Raw genomic sequence first — 16,759 nt, 5'->3', positions numbered from 1 at the left:
CACCTTCCGACCACCCCCGCCCCCGATTCCTGATTGTGTTTCAGTCGCCGAGCAGGCGTGTCAAGGCGGGAAAGAGTACCTTGACACGCCTGGTCGGCGACTAAAAGCAGGCTGTGGATCGGGGGCGGGGGAGGTCTGGTTGGGGTGGCCGCTTGCTTTTCGTTGCCGGGCGGCGGTTCGGTGGTGTGCCCCGAAGAACCTGCTAGTCCTGCTTGTCGGCGTTTGCGCGCCTTGCTGCTTCCCTCATTTCGAAGAGGTCCGTCAGCCAGTCGCCCGTTTCCCGGGCGATGTCGCGCACCGCGCCGGTGATGATCGTCGCTATGTTGCCGATGTGGGTGGCTGCCGACTCGGTCAGCACCTGGACCGTGTCCTTGCCGCTTTCGATCGGATCGACCATCACACGTCCTCACGCCGCCGCGGAAACCTTGTCGGACCCCAGCGTATCGGGCGTCCGGTCCGCCTGCCGAGGCCGCGGCGGCAGCGCGAACTTCACGATCTTCTTCGCCACCGACCACAACTGCTTGTGCAGCGGCCCGGTGTTGTAGGGCAGCCCGTACTTCTCGCACACCGCCCGCACCTCCGCGGCGATCTGCGGGTACCGCCGCGCCGGGATGTCCGGGAACAGGTGGTGCTCGATCTGGTGTGAAAGGTTGCCGCTGAGGATGTGGAACAGCGGGCCACCCGTGATGTTCGCCGAGCCGAGGATCTGGCGCAGGTACCACTGGCCCCGCGTCTCGTTCTCGGTCTCCTCCTCGGTGAAGCTCTCGACGTCCGACGGGAAGTGGCCGCAGAAGATGATCGCGAACGCCCACAGGTTGCGGGTCAGGTTCGCCGACGCGTTGCCCAGGAACGTCAGCGGCGCGAGCGGGCCGGTGAGCAGCGGGAACAACACGTAGTCCTTGCCGACCTGCTTCACCGCCTTGCGCGCCATCCGCTCGCGCATCTGCTTCAGCTCGGGGTCCGACCACTTCCGCTCACCACGCACGACCCGGTCGAACTCCAGGTCGTGCAACATCACGCCCCACTGGAAGATGAACGCCAGCACCGTCGCGTACACCGGGTTGCCCAGGTAGTACGGGTGCCACTTCTGCGCCGGGTCGATGCGCAGGATGCCGTACCCGATGTCGCGGTCCTTGTCGAGCACGTTGGTGAACGTGTGGTGGATGTAGTTGTGCGAGTGCCGCCAGTTCTCCGCGGGCGCCATCGTGTCCCACTCGAACTTCTGCGAGCTCAGCTCGGGGATGCGCGTCCAGTCGTACTGGCCGTGCATCACGTTGTGGCCGATCTCCATGTTGTCCAGGATCTTCGCCAGCGACAGCGCTCCGACCCCGGCGAGCCAGGCCGGCGGGAAGAACCCGGCGAACATCAGCGCCCGCCCGGCGACCTCCAGCCCGCGCTGGGTCTTGATCACGTTCCTGATGTAGTCGACGTCGTCCTGGCCGAGGTCGGCGACGATCCGCTGCCGGATCGCGTCCATCTCGCGGCCGAACTCCTCGATCTGCTCCGGCGTCAGCCGGTCCTGCAAGCCGGTCATGGGAAGGCTCCTCTACGCGTCGATCTCCACGTCCCCGGCTGGGACGGAGATGCAGAGCTGGATCTCTTCGTTCTCTTCGCCGGACACCTCGCCCGACTTCGCGTTCCGCACCCGGCCGCGGGCCTTGACCTTCGTGCAGGAGAAGCAGATGCCCATCCGGCACCCGTGCTCCGGGCGGAGCCCGGCCTCCTCGGCCTGTTCCAGCAGCGGGCGGCCCGAGTTGGGGAACTCGACACCGCTGTGCGCGAACCGCACGGTCCCCTCGGCCGCCGACTCGTCGATCACCAGCTCCGGCGGCATGAACTCTTCGGTGATCAGTTGTTCACTCAATTGTTCGCTGTCGTACACGGCCCGCACGGAGTCCATCAGCGGCGCGGGCCCGCACAGGTAGGTCAGCGCGCCCGCGTACCAGGGCGCGGCCTCGACCAGGTGTTCCCGCGAGAAGAACCCGCTCAGTTCGCCGCCCGCCGCGTGCGTGCAGGCGAGCACGACCCGCACGTTCGGAGCCTGCCGCGCCAGCTCGCGGGCGTAGAGCACGTCGTCCGGGGTGTTCGCGTAGTGCAGGAACACCACCTCGCCCTGGTGCCCCTCGTCGGCGAGGGTGCGCAGCATCGACATCAGCGGGGTGATGCCGCTGCCGCCGCTGATCAGCAGCAGCTTCTCCGGTCGCGGCTCGGGCAGGGTGAACGTGCCGTCCGCCTGGGACAGGCCGAGCACCCAGCCCGGCCGGGCCCGGTAGAGGTGCTGCGACACCAGCCCCTGCGCCTTGATCGTCAGCTCCAGCCGCCCGTCCCGGTGCTGCGAACCGGCCGGCGAGTAGCACCGGGTGCGGCGCACGCCGTCGATGTCCACCGAGACCCGCACGTACTGGCCCGCCTGGAAGCCGCGCCACGCCGAACTCGGCTTCAGCGTCAGGGTGACCGTGTCGGGGGTCTGGTGCTCGACCGCGGTGACCTCGCCGCGGATCTCGCGGCGGACCAGCATCGGGTCGATGAGCTCCAGGTAGCGGTCGATGCCGTGCGGGGTGAGCAGCGCCTCGGCGATCGCGGCGAGCCGCATGATTCCTCCCCGGGAACATTTTCGGAGAACACTTGTACACTCAATGGTGGCGTACCCGGCGGGGGCGCTGTCAACCGAAGGAGGTGCGGGCGTGACGCAGGTCGCACCCGGAACCGGACGTAGGATCGGCGACGTGTCGGCCGAGTCCGTGAAGCCCGTGAGCCGGCAGGAACGCAAGCAGCGCACCCGCCAGGCCCTGCTGGACGCCGCGCTCGCCCAGCTCGCCGACCGCCCGTTCGCGGTGCTCAGCCTGCGCGAGGTGACCAAGCAGGCGGACATCGTGCCCACCGCCTTCTACCGGCACTTCACGTCGATGGACGAGCTGGGCCTGGTGCTGCTCGGCGAGTCGATGGCGGTCCTGCGCCGGATGCTCGACGCCGCGCGCGACACCGGCACCGACTTCGACCAGGTCGCCCGCACCGTCGTGCGGACCCTGCACGAGTACACCCGCGCGCACGAGGCCCACTTCCGCTTCCTGACCAGGGAACGACACGGCGGGTCCGGCGCGGTGCCGCAGGCCGCGCGCACGGAACTGCGCATGTTCGCCGGCGACCTGGCCGTCGACCTCGCCCGGTTCGACTGCCTGCGCCGCTGGCGGACGGACGACCTGCGAATGCTCGCCGACATGATCGTCACGATGCTGCTGTCCACCGCGGTGGAACTCATCGAAACCGTGCCGCGCAGCGCGGAATCCGACGAACGCATTCTGGCCACCGCGGAAAACCGGCTGAAACTGATCGCCCGCGGGGCCGAGCACTGGCAGTGACCCTCATTCGAGGGACACCGGCGGTTTGCGCGCGCCGACCGGGCTTGTCACCGTCGGATTCATGCGAAAGATCGCCGTACTGACCGCCGCCGCGTTCCTGCTGGCCACGGCGCCCGCCGCCGCCGAGCCGGCGTTTCTCACGTCGTACTACGGGAACGGCTGGGGCCTGCAGGTCGAAGGCGCCGTGACCAAGGACGGCGACCAGGCCTATTCGATCGAGCTGAGCGTTTCCGGCACCTGCCCGGCGGCGCAGATGCTGAGCACGCCGAAAATGGGTGTGCGATACCGGTCGCCGCGCGAGGACTGGCACACGGTGATGTTCCCGTGCGGCACGAATCCGGAGCCGATCAAGGGATCCGGGTACCTCTTCCCCGGTGACAGCGTGTCGATCCAGGCCATCGGCGAAGCCGGTTTCCCGCCGTCTCCCGGCTACGGCTTCGAGGTCCAGGTGCAGCCGGCGGAACCTGAGACGGCACCCACCCCGAGCTTGTGATCATCGAACACCTGTTCTAGCGTCGTGCACGGAGGGTAGGGAGTGCACGATGAACCGGCAGGACGAGGAAGACCGCCTGGAGCGGAAGCGGATCGCCGAGCTGGCGGACCAGTGGCGCTCGCTCGCGGGCGCACTGCCGTTCTGGACCCAGGAGCGCGAGGGCGACGAAATCGTGCTGCGCAACCAGTTCGGCGACGAGCTGCTGGTGACCCTGCACGGGCGCTGGGCCCAGCACTTCGCCCAGTACCTGGGCTCGCTGCAGAAGACGGCGGGCTGCGCGCTGGCCGAGCTGCTCTGGACCATCGGCGGCCACGGCGACTCGGTGCAGATCCGCCGTCAGGCACGGGAACTCCTGCGCGCGATGCTGCTCGAAGAACCCCGGCCACCCGGCCGGCAGCGGTGACGGTGCGTGACCGTCCACTCGCGACAGATCAGCTGGCCGCCAGGAAGCGCGACGCCCGCTCGGCGACCTCCCCCACCGGGGCCGCGTCCGGCCACAGTTCCACCTCACCGCGCTGGAGCAGGGCACGCGCCCGGGCGTCTGCTCGCCGCGGGTCGTGCACGACGCTGCGGCCGGCGATGATCGCCAGCACCGGCACGGCGAGAGCACGCAATTGCTCGTCGGTGAACGGGACCGGCCGCGGCAGCGTGGTCCGGAAGTGCTGGAACCCGGCGCTGAGCAGCCGTCCTTCGACGGTGTCCGCCGGGTCCGCGCCGGTCGCCCAGCGGAGGAACCGCGGCCGGGCCCAGCTCGAGACGTAGCGCAGGCCGACCGGGAGGGCCCGCAGCACCAGCCCGGGCGGCACCGGGGCGAACGTGGCGACCGGGTCGGCCAGCGTCAGCGAAGCGACCCGCTCCGGCCGCCGGACCGCGAGGTTCGCGGCCAGCCACCCGCCGGTCGAGACGCCGAGCAGGTGCGCCCGCCCGAGGCCGAGCCGGGCCAGGGTGTCGTCGAGCCAGCGTGCCTGGTCCCCGGCGTCGCGGATCGGCGCGGTCTGCTCGCTGCGACCCGGTTCGCCGAGCGGATCGACAGTGTGGACGCGGTGGCGCCGGGCCAGCGCCGGGATGCCCGCCCGGAACGCGACGCTCGTGCCGCAGCGCCCGGGCAGCAGGACGAGCGGGTCACCGGCCGTGCCGAAGCGGTAGACGCGGACCACGCCGAAGGCCGTGGGCATATCGCGCACGGCGGCCGGCTCGGGCATCGCACGCATCGCTTCGTCGTAAACGGCGTCGTAGCGTGCCCGGTTACCCGCCGACCGAAACCCGCCGAGCCCGCTCATTCGCACCTCGCCATCGTGAAATTCGGCACCGTCGCGGCCGCCGTCGGTGACCCGGCACTGACACCCCGTTGCCACTCCGAGGAAAACGGCCATGTCGATCGTCGCCTCCCCCGGCCACGAGGTCGAATCCGGGAGTTACCGTGGAAGGCATGTTCGGTATGGCCGCGGTCTGGGCGGAACGCACGTCCCGTCGGACGCTGAATCATCTGCACAGCCAGCTGGGCGCCGCGGGGCTCGTCGCCGCCGTGGCCACCGCGCCCGGTCTGGCCGCGGTGGTCGACCAGCACGCGGCCGCGGTGCGCGACATCCTCGCCGCGGGCGTGGAAGGTTCGGCGGCCGTCGCGGGAGTCGTGTTGCTCGCCGGGTACGCGCGCGGCCTGCTCGACCACGCGCGCGAAGCCGGCTGGCGGCTGACCGTGCCGCACGGCCCGGAATCGGGGCCGATGGACTGGCTGACCTTCCGCCTGCTGGCGGTCTGCACGCTGGCGAACTCGATGGACGACCCCCACTACCGCCAGGGCTTCGAACTGGAACTGCGCTAGGCGCAAGAGAACGGCCGGTCCGTCGCCGGACCGGCCGCCTCTCCCTGTGCTCCCCGTCTTGAGGGTGCTCCCCGTCGTTACCGGAAGCTCTCCGGCGGCCGCATGGTCGCGCCGCGGTCCGACCCCATGGAACCGGTCGGCTGGCGCATCTCCTGCGTGGCCTCCTCCGCGCTCGGGGTGGTCGCGCGGGTCGCGTCCTCACGGCCACGCTGGTAGGCCTCGGCGTGCGCCTTGGCGGCCGGGATCTGCTCCTCGGCGCGGCCCAGCCAGCGCTCCCAGCGCTGCTGCATCGGCTTCACCAGGCCACCGCCCATGCCGACGATGACGACACCGCCGATCGTCGCGAGCACGGTGACCAGCACCGGCGTGGTGACGGTGGTGGCGACGCCGATCTGGTTCAGGGCCGCGATGATGCCCAGCGCCCAGATGAACACCGCCGCGATCGTGCCCAGTGTCTTGCCGTAGGACAGGCCGCTCAGCGCTCCGCCGACCAGGTCCTTCACCGCGCGGGCGATCGCGCCGGCGACCACCACGATGATGATCGCGACCGCGGCCTTCGGCAGCCACGCGACGATCCCCGTCAGCAGCCCGCTCACCGGGTTCGGCCCCCACACGCCGAAGGCGAACTGCAGGGCGATCAGCAGGACCGCGTAGTACACCAGCTTGGCGATGATGTCCGAGGCGTCGTACTTGCTCTTGGCGAGCATCTGCTTGATGCCGCCGCGCTCGACCACCCGGTCGAACCCGACCTTCTCGAGCACCTTGTTCACGATCTTGCCCAGTGCTTTGGCGATGAACCAGCCGATCGCGAGGATCACCAGGAACGCGACGAACTTCGGCACGAAGGTCGCCACCGCGCTCCAGGCGTTGGACACACCCTGGCCGAAGTCGACGGCCGCCAGGTTGGACGTTGCCACTGGCCTCTCTCCCTTCCGTTGCAGGAGCAACCTGCGCCCCGTTTCTGAAGCGCTTTCGATGAAGTGGCTACCCAGCCCTGGCAGGGCCACACTTCAATGACCTGCAGGTATCCCCCACGCGTGTGATGCAGGACCCATCGCGGCAGGGGTACCAAAACGGCTCCCACCGGCGGTTTCGCGACGATTTCGCGGCCGCGCCGACCGGGTGGAAAAAGTCAGTCGGCCGCCGCTCGCGCGGGGCGTCGCGCCGGCACGGCGATGCGGCTGATGTCGGATGCCACCACGATCTCGCCGCCGAACGACGCGGCCGCCTCGGCGCGGAACGCCTCCGGGTCCGGGTAGCGCTGCGAGAAGTGCGACAGGACCAGCTTCCGCACCCCGCACTCCGCCGCCACCCGCCCGGCCTGCGCGGCTGTCAGGTGCCCGTACTCGGTCGCCAGCGCGGCGTCCGCGGACAGGAACGTCGACTCGATCACCAGCAGGTCCGCGTGCTCGGCCAGCTCGAAGACGCCGTCGCAGAGCCGGGTGTCCATCACGAACGCGAACCGCTGGCCCCGGCGCGGCTCGCTCACCGCCGGCAGCTCGACCCGCCGCTCGCCGACCTCGACGAACCCGTCCCGCTGCAGCTGCCCGACCGCGGGGCCACGCACGCCCAGCGCCGCCAGCCGGTCCGGCAGCATCCGCCGGGTGTCCGGCTCGACCAGCTGGTACCCGAACGACTCGACAGGGTGCGACAGCCGCCGCGCGAGCAGACGGCCGAACGCGCCGCGCGCGATCTCACCCGGCTCGGCCACCGGCGACTCCACCAGCTCCGCCGTCTCGCGGAAGGCGCTCGCGTGCCGCAGCCGCGCGAAGTACTCCGCGCCGGAGGCCGGGTAGTGCGCGACCACCGGGTGCCGCACCCCGTCCAGCGACAACCGCTGCACCACGCCCGGCACGCCGAGGCAGTGGTCGCCGTGGAAGTGGCTCAGGCAGATCCGCGTGATCGAACTGGCCGCCACCCCGGCGAACAGCATCTGCCGCTGTGTGCCCTCGCCGGGGTCGAACAGCAGTCCCTCGCCGTCCCAGCGCAGCAGGTAGCCGTTGTGGTTGCGGGTGCGCGTCGGCACCTGGCTCCCGGTCCCCAGCACCACCAGTTCACGCACGGACACCCCCCGACCCTAGGCCGCGCAGCCGCAACGCCGTCCACAGCTCCGCCCGCACGTCCGGGTCGTCGAGATCGCGCCCGGTCAGCTCGGCCACTTTCGCCATGCGGTTGCGCAGGGTGTGCCGGTGGACGCCGAGCCGCGCCGCCGCCGGGTCCCACTGCCCGTGCCGCCGCAGCCACTCCGCGAGCGACGCCACCAGATCGCCACGCCCGGTCTCGTCGTGGCGCACCAACGGTTCCAGCACCGCCGCGGCAAACGCTTGCGCCTCCTCCGCGGGCAGCAGCGAGACCAGGTCACCGCGGAACCGCACCAGCTCAGTCGTCGACGCGACGCGCGTCGCCCGCTGGTGCGCCTGCGCCAGTTCGGCGTAACCGGCCGCCGGCGCCACCCCGCCGGCCAGCTCCGGGGACCAGCCGGACGGCGCGATCGCCACGACCAACCCGTCCAGTTCGGCGGCGAACGCCGGGCTGCCGTTGAGGGCGTCGAGCACGCGCTCGGCCTGACCGGTCAACGCGAACACTTCGACCGGCTCCGGCGGCAGGCCGACGATCCCGGCGACCAGCTCGTGCTGCCCGGCCAGCAACAAACGCATACATGCGGTATGTACCTTGCGGCGCTCCGACTCCAGCCCGCGCGCTCGCGTCAACGTGAGGGTGAGCAGTGACGCGGCAGCGCTCAGCACGTGCCCGCTGGTCCGGTCGAACGGCTCCGGCCGCCCGGCTACGAGGAACCCCTGGTTGCGCAGCACCTGGACGACCACGTGCTGCCCGTCCACCTCGAAACTGGCGCTCGCCGGCCCGCCACGCAGCCGCGCCAGCTCGTCCGCCACGGACGGCAGGCGTTCCGCGGCCGCCGCCGGGGCGGCCCGCACCAGCTCGCCGCCGCGGCCGACCAGCAGCACGAACCCGTCGAGCAGCCGAGCCAGCCGTCGCACCGCCGCGTCCGGCCCGCGCAACGCCGCCCGCGTCAGCTCCTGCTGCGCCGCGTTGGTGGCGGTGACCTCGGCGTAGGAGTCCGCAGCGAGGGCCGCCGACACCGCCTTGCTGATCGCGATGAACGGCGTCCGCCGCGGCACTTCCAGCAGCGGCAGCCCGGCGTCGGCGGCGGCGCGCACCAGCGCGGCGGGCGCCTCGGCGTGGCTGAGCCCGATGCCGAACCCGAGCCCGGCCAGCCCCCGCGCCGTCAGCCTGGTGACGTACTCAGGCTCGCCGGACAGCCGCAATCCCGTGGTGAGCAGCAGCTCGCCGCCTTCGAGGAACGGCGTCGGGTCGTCCAGCTCGCTGACGTGCACCCACCCCACCGGGCGGTCCAAACCGGACTCCCCGGCCAGCACGCGCAGACCGAGGGTCGGGTCGGCGAGCAGTCGCCGCAGGGTCACCGGCACGACCACCACTCTGCCACTTCGTCCAGTTCTCCGAGCCCTTATTGGCCGGTTCGGCCATTTCCGTCCGCGCCGGGCGAGCAGATGCTGGACCGATGAGCTTCCCCTACTGGGTCGCCGGCCGCCCGGCGACGAGCGACGACCTCGTCGAAGTCCGCAACCCCCGCGACGGCGCGCTCGCCGGAACCACCAGCAACGCGACCGCGGCCGACGTCGAAGCCGCCGTCGCCGCCGCGCACGACGTCCGGCACGAGGTCGCGCAGCTGCCGGCGTACGTGCGCGCGGACGCCCTCGACCACGTCTCCCGGCGCCTGGCCGAGCGCGCCGACGAGATCGCGGACCTGATCCACGCCGAGTCGGGCAAGCCGCTGAAGTGGGCGCGGGCCGAGGTCGGGCGCGGGGTGTCGACCTTCCGCTGGGCCGCCGAGGAGGCCCGCCGGTTCTCCGGCGAGCTGCAGCGGCTCGACACCGACGCCGCCTCCGCCGGGCGGCTGGCGCTGGTCCGGCGCGCGCCGCGTGGGCCGGTCCTGGGGATCACCCCGTTCAACTTCCCGCTCAACCTCGTCGCCCACAAGGTGGCCCCGGCGATCGCCGTCGGCTGCCCGATCGTGCTCAAACCCGCGCCCGCGACCCCGCTGACCGCGCTGGTCCTCGGCGAGCTGCTCGCCGAGACCGCCCTGCCCGCCGGCTCGTGGTCGGTGCTGCCCCTGCCGAACGAGGCGGCGAGCGAACTGGTCGCCGATCCGCGGTTGCCGGTCGTGTCGTTCACCGGGTCCGGACCGGTCGGCTGGTCGATCCAGGACCGGGTGCCGCGCAAGCACGTCACCCTCGAGCTGGGCGGCAACGCGGCGGCGATCGTCTGCCCGGACTGGACGGACCTGGAGTTCGCGGCGCAGCGCATCGCGACCTTCGGCACGTACCAGGGCGGCCAGTCGTGCATCTCGGTGCAGCGGGTCTACGCGCACCGCGACGTGTACGCCGAGCTGGCCGACCGGGTCGTCGCCCACGTGCGCAAGCTGGACGTGGACGGCGAGGTGGGCCCGCTGATCAACGAGGCGGCCGCGGTGCGGGTGCAGTCGTGGGTCGACGACGCGGTCGCGGCGGGCGCCGAGCTGCTCGCCGGCGGGACGCGGCAGGGCGCGACCGTGGCGCCGACCGTGCTCGCCGGTGCGCCGGAGGACTGCGCGGTCAACGCCGAGGAGATCTTCGGCCCGGTGCTGTCGCTCGCGCCGGTCGACTCGGTGGAGGAGGCCTTCGAGCGGGTCAACGCGTCGCGGTTCGGGCTGCAGGCCGGGGTCTTCACGCACGACCTGCGGGTCGCGTTCGAGGCGTCGGCGCGGCTGGAGGTCGGCGGCGTGGTGGTCGGCGACGTGCCGAGCTACCGGGCCGACCAGATGCCCTACGGCGGGGTGAAGGAGTCCGGCACCGGCCGGGAGGGGGTCCGCGCGGCCATGGAAGACCTCACTGAGCAGCGGGTTCTCGTGCTGACCGGGGTGCGCTGAAGATTTCCGAAAGAAAATTGTCCGCCGTTGTCGATTCGCCCGGTGCTCGATCGATGTCATCGTGACGGTCCCATTGGGGACCACCTCGACAGCAGGGAGAAGACGATGAAGTTCATGGTCCTGGTCAAGGGCGACGAGAACACCGAGGCCGGCGCCATGCCCACCGAGCAGGAGCTGGCGGACATGACCAAGTTCAACGAGGAGCTGGTCAAGGCCGGTGTGATGCTGGCGGGCGAGGGCCTGCACCCGAGCTCGAAGGGTGCGCGGGTGCGGTACTCCAGCGAGGGCACGACCGTGATCGACGGCCCGTTCGCGGAGTCGAAGGAGCTGATCGCGGGCTTCTGGATCCTCGACGTGAAGTCGAAGGAGGAGGCCGTCGAGTGGCTGAAGCGGGCGCCGTTCCGGGACACCGAGATCGAGATCCGGCAGGTGTTCGAGGCCGAGGACTTCGGCGAGGCGTACACGCCGGAGCTGCGTGAGGCCGAGGACCGGATGCGGCAGAAGATCGAGGAGCAGCACGGGCGGTAGGAACTTGCCCTCGCCGCGGTGAGGTGGTGTGCTCGGTGACCGTGACGGTCACCGAGGCACATCGCACCATCGACGCCGTGTGGCGCATCGAGTCCGCGAAGCTGATCGCCGCGCTGACGCGCATGGTGCGCGACGTCGGGCTGGCCGAGGAGCTGGCGCAGGACGCGCTGGTGGCGGCGCTGGAGCAGTGGCCGTCGTCGGGTGTGCCGTCGAACCCGGGCGCGTGGCTGATGACGATCGCCAAGCGCCGCGCGATCGACCACTTCCGGCACCTGAAGATGGCGGAGCGCAAGCACGAGGAGATCGGGCTCGACCTGGAGACGACGCAGCAGGCGATCGAGGTCGAGCCGGACGAGGTGCCGGACGACCTGCTGCGGTTGATCTTCACGGCGTGCCACCCGGTGCTGAAGACGGAGGCGCGGGTGGCGCTGACGTTGCGCTTGCTGGGCGGGCTGACGACGGACGAGATCGCGCGTGCGTTCCTGGTGCCGGAGTCGACGGTGGCGCAGCGGATCGTGCGGGCGAAGCGGACGCTGGCGCAGAAGAAGGTGCCGTTCGAGGTGCCCGCCGGGCCGGAGCTGGCGGAGCGGCTGGGGTCCGTGCTGGAGGTCGTGTACCTGATCTTCAACGAGGGCTATTCCGCGACGGCCGGCGACGACTGGATGCGCCCCCAGCTGTGCGCTGACGCGATGCGGCTGGGGCGGATCCTGGCCGGGCTGGCGCCGCAGGAGCCCGAGGTGTTCGGGCTGGTGGCGTTGATGGAGTTGCAGGCGTCGCGGTCCAGGGCGCGGGTGACGCCGGACGGTGAGCCGATCTTGTTGCTGGACCAGAACCGGGCGAAGTGGGACCGGTTGCTGATCGGGCATGGGCTGGCGGCGCTGGAGCGGGCGGAGAGCCTGTCGCGGGCGCGCGGACCGTACGTGCTGCAGGCGGCGATCGCGGCGTGCCATGCCCGGGCGGGTGCGCCGGAGGACACCGATTGGGAGCGGATCGCGGCGCTGTACGGGGAGCTGGCGGAGGTGACGCCGTCGCCGGTGGTGGAGCTGAACCGTGCCGTGGCGGTGTCGATGGCTTCGGGCCCGGAGGCGGCGCTGCCGTTGGTGGACGAGCTGGCGGCCTCGCCGGCACTCGCGAGGTACCACCTGCTACCCACAGTGCGAGGCGACTTGCTCGCGAAGGTGGGTCGGCTGGCGGAGGCGCGGGCGGAGTTCGAACGGGCGGCTGCGTTGACGCGGAATTCGCGGGAGCGGGATGTGCTGCTGGCGCGGGCTAAGGCTGCGGCTGGGGAGTGAGTGGGGTTTCTGGCGGCTGTCCGGAGTGGACGGTTCATGTTGGTGCGAGTGGTCCTTTCGCGGGGGGGATGAACGGACCGTTCACCTTGATGCGGCTGGTCTCTTCGTGTGGCGCTGGCTCGAACGTTCATCGTGATGCAGCTGGTCTCTTCGTGTGGCGATGAATGGACCGTTCATTGCGGTGCGACTAATGGACCGTCCATCGTCGTGCCGCTGGCCCCCACGCGCGGCGATGAACGGACCCGTTCATCGCCGCCGCCACCGCCTGTCCACCCGTGCGTGATTGAAAGGACCATTCATCAGGTCACCGCTGGCCCAACGGCTACACCGGTGAAGCGGTGCAGCCGTGAAGCGATGAATGGACCATTCATCGAGGCACCACCGGCCCACCCGCCCGCGAAGGCATGAACGGACCACTCATCGACACACGACCGGCCCACCCGCGAACCTATGAACGAACCATTCATCGAGGCGCGACATGCCTACCCGCCCCGAAGGCATGAACGGACCGTTCATCAAGCCACGACATGCCGCCCCGCTCGCGAAGGCATGAATGGACCGTTCATCTACCCATGAACGGATCATTCATCCACACACCACAGACCCCATCATCGCGGCATGAACGGGCCGTTCATCGGCGCACGACAGGCCCGCCCGCTCGCGAAGCCATGAACGGAGCGTTCACCTACCCGCCACAGATCCCGTCATCGCGGCATGAACGGGCCGTTCATCGGCGCACGACAGGCCCGCCCACTCGCGAAGCCATGAACGGAGCGTTCACCTACCCGCCACAGATCCCGTCATCGCGGCATGAATGGGCCCTTCATCGGCGCACGACAGGCCCACCCGCTCCCGAAGCCATGAACGGACCGTTCATCCACACACCACAAACCCCACTACCGCCGCGTGAATGGACCGCTCATCAAACCCGCTCGATCCCCTCCACGCCCGGGAGCCGTAGCAACTGAAGCTAGAGCGACCCCAGCCCAGCCTCCAGCAGATCGAACATCCGCTCCCCAGCGCGCCCCACCGCCGCCGCGATTTCTGGCTCCGGCTCGCCGGCTGCGGTGCGTCGCAGGACCTCGTCGAACAGCAGGCGGTGCACGCCGGCGATCTGGGCCGCCGCGGCGCGCGCCGTGTCCTCATCGAAGTCCGACAGCGCAGTAGCCAGCGCCTTCTCCCGCTCCTCGTGCAACTCACGCAACCGCGCGAGCAGCGTCGGGCTCTCGACGACCATCCGCGCGAACTCCGGCCCCGAGAAACCCAACAGCGCATCCCGGCGCTCGAGCCCCGCCCGCCACGCGCGTCGGAACGCCGGCACCAGCGGCCGCCCCCGCACCTCGGCCAGGCTCGCCACGAACGACTCGTGCACGTCGAAGACCAGGTCCTCCTTCCGCGGGAAGTGGTTGGTGACCGTCATCTTCGCCACCTCCGCCGCCTCCGCGACCTGCGCGATCGTCACCTCCTCGAACCCCCGCGAGATGAACAACCGCGTCGCCGCGTCGGAGATCGCCTGCCGTGTCCGCTGCTTCCTCAACCCGCGCTCCACGGACCCCACCCTACGCTATGCTTGACCTAATATTAGGTCCGACCTAATAAAACCCGGAGGCCGAGATGCGACTCATGACCGTCCACGCCCACCCCGACGACGAGTCCAGCAAGGGCGCCGCCACGATGGCGCGCTACGCCGCGGCAGGCGCGGACGTCCTGGTCGTCACCTGCACCGGCGGCGAGCGCGGCGACGTCCTCAACCCGCGCCTGGACACCCCCGAAGTCCGCGCGAACCTGCCCGAGATCCGCCGCCGGGAGATGGCCCGCGCGAGCGAGGTCCTCGGTGTGCGGCAACGGTTCCTCGGCTTCCGCGACTCCGGCCTCACCGACGACCCGCCCGCCGACAGCTTCGCCAGGCAACCCCTCGGCACCGCCGTCGACAGGCTCGTCGAGGTCATCCGCGAGTTCCGCCCGGACGTGCTCGTCACCTACGACGAGACCGGCGGCTACCCACACCCCGACCACATCCGCACCCACCAGGTCGCGGTCGCTGCGTTCGACGCCGTCGCCGAAACGCCCTGGCAGATCGCCAAGCTCTACTACCTCGCCACCCTCACCAAGGAGTGGTTCCAGGCCATGCACGACGCCCTCACCGCGCGCGGCCTCGACTCCGGCATGGCCGAGGTCCTCGCCGAACTGCCGGACACCCACACCCCAGTCACCACGCGGATCCACTGCGCCGACCACTTCGACACCCGCGACCGCGCCCTGCTCGCCCACGAGACCCAGGTCGGCCACGACAACCCGTTCCTGCGCCACCCGCGCGACGTCGAACGCGAGGTGTGGCCGACCGAGGACTACGTCCTGGCCCGCTCGCTGGTCCCGGCCGACCTGCCGGAGGACGACCTGTTCGCCGGGATCACGGCTGCTGCGGCGGATCCAGCATGACCGTCGAATCCGCAGGCGCCGGCTCGACCTGCTTGCGCCGCCGCTCCCGGAACACCCACCCGCCGACCACGCCCGACCCGAACCCGAACAGGTGCCCCTGCCAGCTGATGCCCTCCTCGGCCGGCAGCAGCGCGGTGAACTGGTAGGCGAAGCACAGCGCCATCACGAGCCCGATCACGATGTCGATCGGGCGCCGGTCGAACAAGCCACGCACGATGATGTAGCCGAAGTAGCCCAGCACCACGCCGCTCGCGCCGGCGGTCACCCCGTTCGGCGGCGACACCAGCCACACGCCGAGCCCGCTGCCGACCACGATCAGCGCCGTCACCCCGAGGAACTTCCGCACCCCGCGGTAGGCGGCGAGGAACCCGAAGATGAACAGGGGCCCGGAATTGCTTTCGATGTGCGCCCAGCTGAAATGCAGGAACGGCGCGGTCAGCGCCTCGGGCAGCGAACTCAGCTCGCGGGCGCGGATGCCGAAGTCGAAGCTCAGCGCGTAGTCGGTGGCCCAGTTGACGATCTGCACGATCCAGATGACGGCCAGGAACCCGACCATCACCCACAGCGCCTTGCGCGCCTCGGCGATCATGGCCTGGGCTTCGGCGCCGCTGGGCAACGCGCGTTCCTTCATCCGGTCAGGGTAATGGAATTATCGGCGTTTTCCCGGCGAATCCGTAGCGCGGACGCGAGCAGGGTGACCACGAGCCCGGCGGCGCCCCACACCACCAGCACGGTGATCGGGCCGCCGGTCGCGTTCCCGGCGAAGTAGACCTCGTCGCGGATCGCCTCGGTGCCGGCGCCGTTGGGCAGCCAGTCGCCGATCGCGCGCCAGAACGGCGGCAGCAGCTCGGTCTGGTAGGCGCCGCCCGCGCTCGGGTTGCCGAGCACCACGAAGATCAGCACGGTGATGCCGACGCCGATCACGCCGAACAGCACCTGGAAGGCCATGGTGACGGTCGCCGCCGCGAAGGTGAGGGCCGCGCCGATCCACCACAGGGACAGGAAGTGGCCGGTCAGCGCGCCGAGGACCTGGTCGACGACCAGCGCGCCGCCCAGCCCGGACACGATCGCGTAGGGCACCATCGCGGCGAGCCGGATCACCGTCCGGCGCAGCGTCGCGGGACGGGCACCCTTCGCGATGCCGAGTGCGGCGGCGGCGAGGTAGCCGCCGACGAGCCAGCCGACGACCGCGTAGAAGGCGGTCAGTCCGCGGGCGTCGCCGGCCTGTGGTGGGACGAGGTCCTGCACGACCGGAGCGCGGTTCTGGGCGGCGCCGAGTTGGGTGAAGACCTGCTCGACGGCGGTGGCGAGGGCCGGGCCCGCGGCGGTCGCGACCAGGAGGGTGCCGCTGTCGGCGAGGTAGGCCGCCTCCACGTCACGGTCGAGGACCCGTTGGCGCGCGTCGTCCGCATTTGGGCTCGGTGACGCCTCGACGGGCGTGCCGTCGAGGGCGTTGATGCGGTCGACCGTCTGTTGTGGACCGACGACGGCGACGGCGACCCGGTGCGGCGACGGGCTGTGGAAGGCGCCGACGTAGGACAGGATGAAGCCGAGCTGCAGGAGCAGCACCCCGAGCACCAGCAAGACGGTCCGCGGGGCGATCGCGTCCCGCAGATCGTGCGCAAGGCTCCGCGGTTCTTCGCTGGTCATGGCCCGAACCTAGGCGCGGCGGGGCCTAGCCGCGCGGCGAAGATTCACTCGATCCCGCTGTCATTCAGCTGTGACGCGCCCGGTGGCGAAAGCTGCGGGCGGCACCGGACGGTGACACCTGGCGGCACCGCCACGGCGCATCACTCGATCCGCTGTCCTCCGAGCAGCGCGGCCCGCCGCGTGACGGCATGACCGCACCGCGCGACGGAAACCTGCGGCCGGTACCAC

General features: G+C 70.8%; 18 protein-coding genes. 8 read left to right on the top strand and 10 right to left on the bottom strand.

The features are described 5' to 3' along the window. Positions 1 to 202: 202 nt before the first annotated feature. The 3 genes from ABZ193_RS09335 to ABZ193_RS09325 are packed head-to-tail and all read right to left on the bottom strand — an operon-like array spanning position 203 to position 2,593. Positions 203 to 397 (bottom strand): hypothetical protein, encoded by a 195-nt coding sequence (locus ABZ193_RS09335; RefSeq protein WP_020421622.1) that lies wholly within the window; start codon positions 395 to 397, stop codon positions 203 to 205. A 9-nt stretch (positions 398 to 406) separates the two neighbouring features. Continuing rightward, on the bottom strand, positions 407 to 1,534 hold the full coding sequence (locus tag ABZ193_RS09330) for an acyl-CoA desaturase (protein WP_354709507.1): 1,128 nt from the start codon (positions 1,532 to 1,534) through the stop codon (positions 407 to 409). A gap of 12 nt (positions 1,535 to 1,546) precedes the next feature. After that, complete coding sequence (locus ABZ193_RS09325; RefSeq protein ID WP_354709506.1) at positions 1,547 to 2,593, bottom strand: ferredoxin reductase; 1,047 nt, start codon at positions 2,591 to 2,593, stop codon at positions 1,547 to 1,549. Between the two features lie 91 nt (positions 2,594 to 2,684). On the opposite strand from ABZ193_RS09325, the gene ABZ193_RS09320 reads away from it, so the two are divergent. Genes ABZ193_RS09320 through ABZ193_RS09310 form a run of 3 tightly spaced genes read left to right on the top strand, consistent with a single transcriptional unit; the run spans position 2,685 to position 4,255 of the window. Continuing rightward, positions 2,685 to 3,359: a TetR family transcriptional regulator gene (locus ABZ193_RS09320; protein ID WP_237339636.1), complete on the top strand. Its 675-nt coding sequence runs from the start codon at positions 2,685 to 2,687 to the stop codon at positions 3,357 to 3,359. A gap of 25 nt (positions 3,360 to 3,384) precedes the next feature. Further along, positions 3,385 to 3,852, top strand: coding sequence for a hypothetical protein (locus ABZ193_RS09315; RefSeq protein WP_237339637.1), 468 nt, complete (start codon positions 3,385 to 3,387; stop codon positions 3,850 to 3,852). A gap of 49 nt (positions 3,853 to 3,901) precedes the next feature. Further along, a complete protein-coding gene (locus tag ABZ193_RS09310) occupies positions 3,902 to 4,255 on the top strand; it encodes a hypothetical protein (protein ID WP_020421627.1) in 354 nt (117 codons plus the stop codon). A gap of 28 nt (positions 4,256 to 4,283) precedes the next feature. Here ABZ193_RS09310 and ABZ193_RS09305 read toward each other — a convergent pair whose 3' ends face one another. Further along, on the bottom strand, positions 4,284 to 5,063 hold the full coding sequence (locus ABZ193_RS09305) for an alpha/beta hydrolase (RefSeq protein WP_354709505.1): 780 nt from the start codon (positions 5,061 to 5,063) through the stop codon (positions 4,284 to 4,286). Positions 5,064 to 5,290: 227 nt separating this feature from the next. Here ABZ193_RS09305 and ABZ193_RS09300 point away from each other — a divergent pair, with 227 nt between their 5' ends. Continuing rightward, positions 5,291 to 5,674 carry a DUF6401 family natural product biosynthesis protein gene (locus ABZ193_RS09300; RefSeq protein ID WP_237339654.1) on the top strand — a complete coding sequence of 128 codons (384 nt, stop codon included), beginning with the start codon at positions 5,291 to 5,293 and terminating at the stop codon, positions 5,672 to 5,674. 77 nt (positions 5,675 to 5,751) lie between these two features. On the opposite strand, the gene ABZ193_RS09295 is transcribed toward ABZ193_RS09300, so the two are convergent. The 3 genes from ABZ193_RS09295 to ABZ193_RS09285 all read right to left on the bottom strand — a co-directional run bounded on the left by ABZ193_RS09295 (position 5,752) and on the right by ABZ193_RS09285 (position 9,132). Further along, positions 5,752 to 6,591, bottom strand: a complete 840-nt coding sequence (locus ABZ193_RS09295) for a hypothetical protein (RefSeq protein WP_237339639.1) — start codon at positions 6,589 to 6,591, stop codon at positions 5,752 to 5,754. Positions 6,592 to 6,806: 215 nt separating this feature from the next. Continuing rightward, complete coding sequence (locus ABZ193_RS09290; protein WP_237339640.1) at positions 6,807 to 7,742, bottom strand: ribonuclease Z; 936 nt, start codon at positions 7,740 to 7,742, stop codon at positions 6,807 to 6,809. Further along, positions 7,729 to 9,132, bottom strand: a complete 1,404-nt coding sequence (locus tag ABZ193_RS09285) for a PucR family transcriptional regulator (protein ID WP_354709504.1) — start codon at positions 9,130 to 9,132, stop codon at positions 7,729 to 7,731. The genes ABZ193_RS09290 and ABZ193_RS09285 overlap by 14 nt, the downstream gene beginning before the upstream one ends. An 83-nt stretch (positions 9,133 to 9,215) precedes the next feature. Here ABZ193_RS09285 and ABZ193_RS09280 point away from each other — a divergent pair, with 83 nt between their 5' ends. From ABZ193_RS09280 to ABZ193_RS09270, 3 genes are all read left to right on the top strand, one after another. After that, entirely contained in the window at positions 9,216 to 10,622 is a 1,407-nt protein-coding gene (locus ABZ193_RS09280) for an aldehyde dehydrogenase family protein (protein WP_354709503.1), read from the top strand. Positions 10,623 to 10,727: 105 nt separating this feature from the next. Then, complete coding sequence (locus tag ABZ193_RS09275) at positions 10,728 to 11,150, top strand: YciI family protein (RefSeq protein ID WP_020421634.1); 423 nt, start codon at positions 10,728 to 10,730, stop codon at positions 11,148 to 11,150. A 41-nt stretch (positions 11,151 to 11,191) separates the two neighbouring features. Next, positions 11,192 to 12,442 (top strand): RNA polymerase sigma factor, encoded by a 1,251-nt coding sequence (locus ABZ193_RS09270; RefSeq protein ID WP_354709510.1) that lies wholly within the window; start codon positions 11,192 to 11,194, stop codon positions 12,440 to 12,442. Between the two features lie 970 nt (positions 12,443 to 13,412). Here the strand turns inward: ABZ193_RS09270 and ABZ193_RS09265 are convergent. Then, positions 13,413 to 14,000 (bottom strand): TetR/AcrR family transcriptional regulator, encoded by a 588-nt coding sequence (locus ABZ193_RS09265; protein WP_354709502.1) that lies wholly within the window; start codon positions 13,998 to 14,000, stop codon positions 13,413 to 13,415. A 56-nt stretch (positions 14,001 to 14,056) separates the two neighbouring features. On the opposite strand from ABZ193_RS09265, the gene mca reads away from it, so the two are divergent. Beyond that, on the top strand, positions 14,057 to 14,881 hold the full coding sequence (gene mca / locus ABZ193_RS09260) for a mycothiol conjugate amidase Mca (protein ID WP_354709501.1): 825 nt from the start codon (positions 14,057 to 14,059) through the stop codon (positions 14,879 to 14,881). Here mca and ABZ193_RS09255 read toward each other — a convergent pair. Continuing rightward, positions 14,853 to 15,512, bottom strand: a complete 660-nt coding sequence (locus ABZ193_RS09255) for a rhomboid family intramembrane serine protease (RefSeq protein ID WP_020421638.1) — start codon at positions 15,510 to 15,512, stop codon at positions 14,853 to 14,855. The two genes, mca and ABZ193_RS09255, sit on opposite strands and share 29 nt — an antisense overlap. After that, the gene (locus ABZ193_RS09250; RefSeq protein WP_354709500.1) at positions 15,509 to 16,531 is read right to left on the bottom strand and encodes a DUF3533 domain-containing protein; all 1,023 of its coding nucleotides are present in this window, start codon (positions 16,529 to 16,531) and stop codon (positions 15,509 to 15,511) included. Before ABZ193_RS09250 ends, ABZ193_RS09255 begins: the two co-directional genes overlap by 4 nt. Positions 16,532 to 16,759 lie beyond the last annotated feature (228 nt).

It is taken from the genome of Amycolatopsis sp. NPDC006125, from assembly GCF_040614195.1.
Lineage (GTDB): Bacteria > Actinomycetota > Actinomycetes > Mycobacteriales > Pseudonocardiaceae > Amycolatopsis_E > Amycolatopsis_E tucumanensis.
The sequence above is the reverse complement of the archived record's forward strand: the minus strand, read 5'-3'. Positions and strand labels throughout refer to the sequence as shown.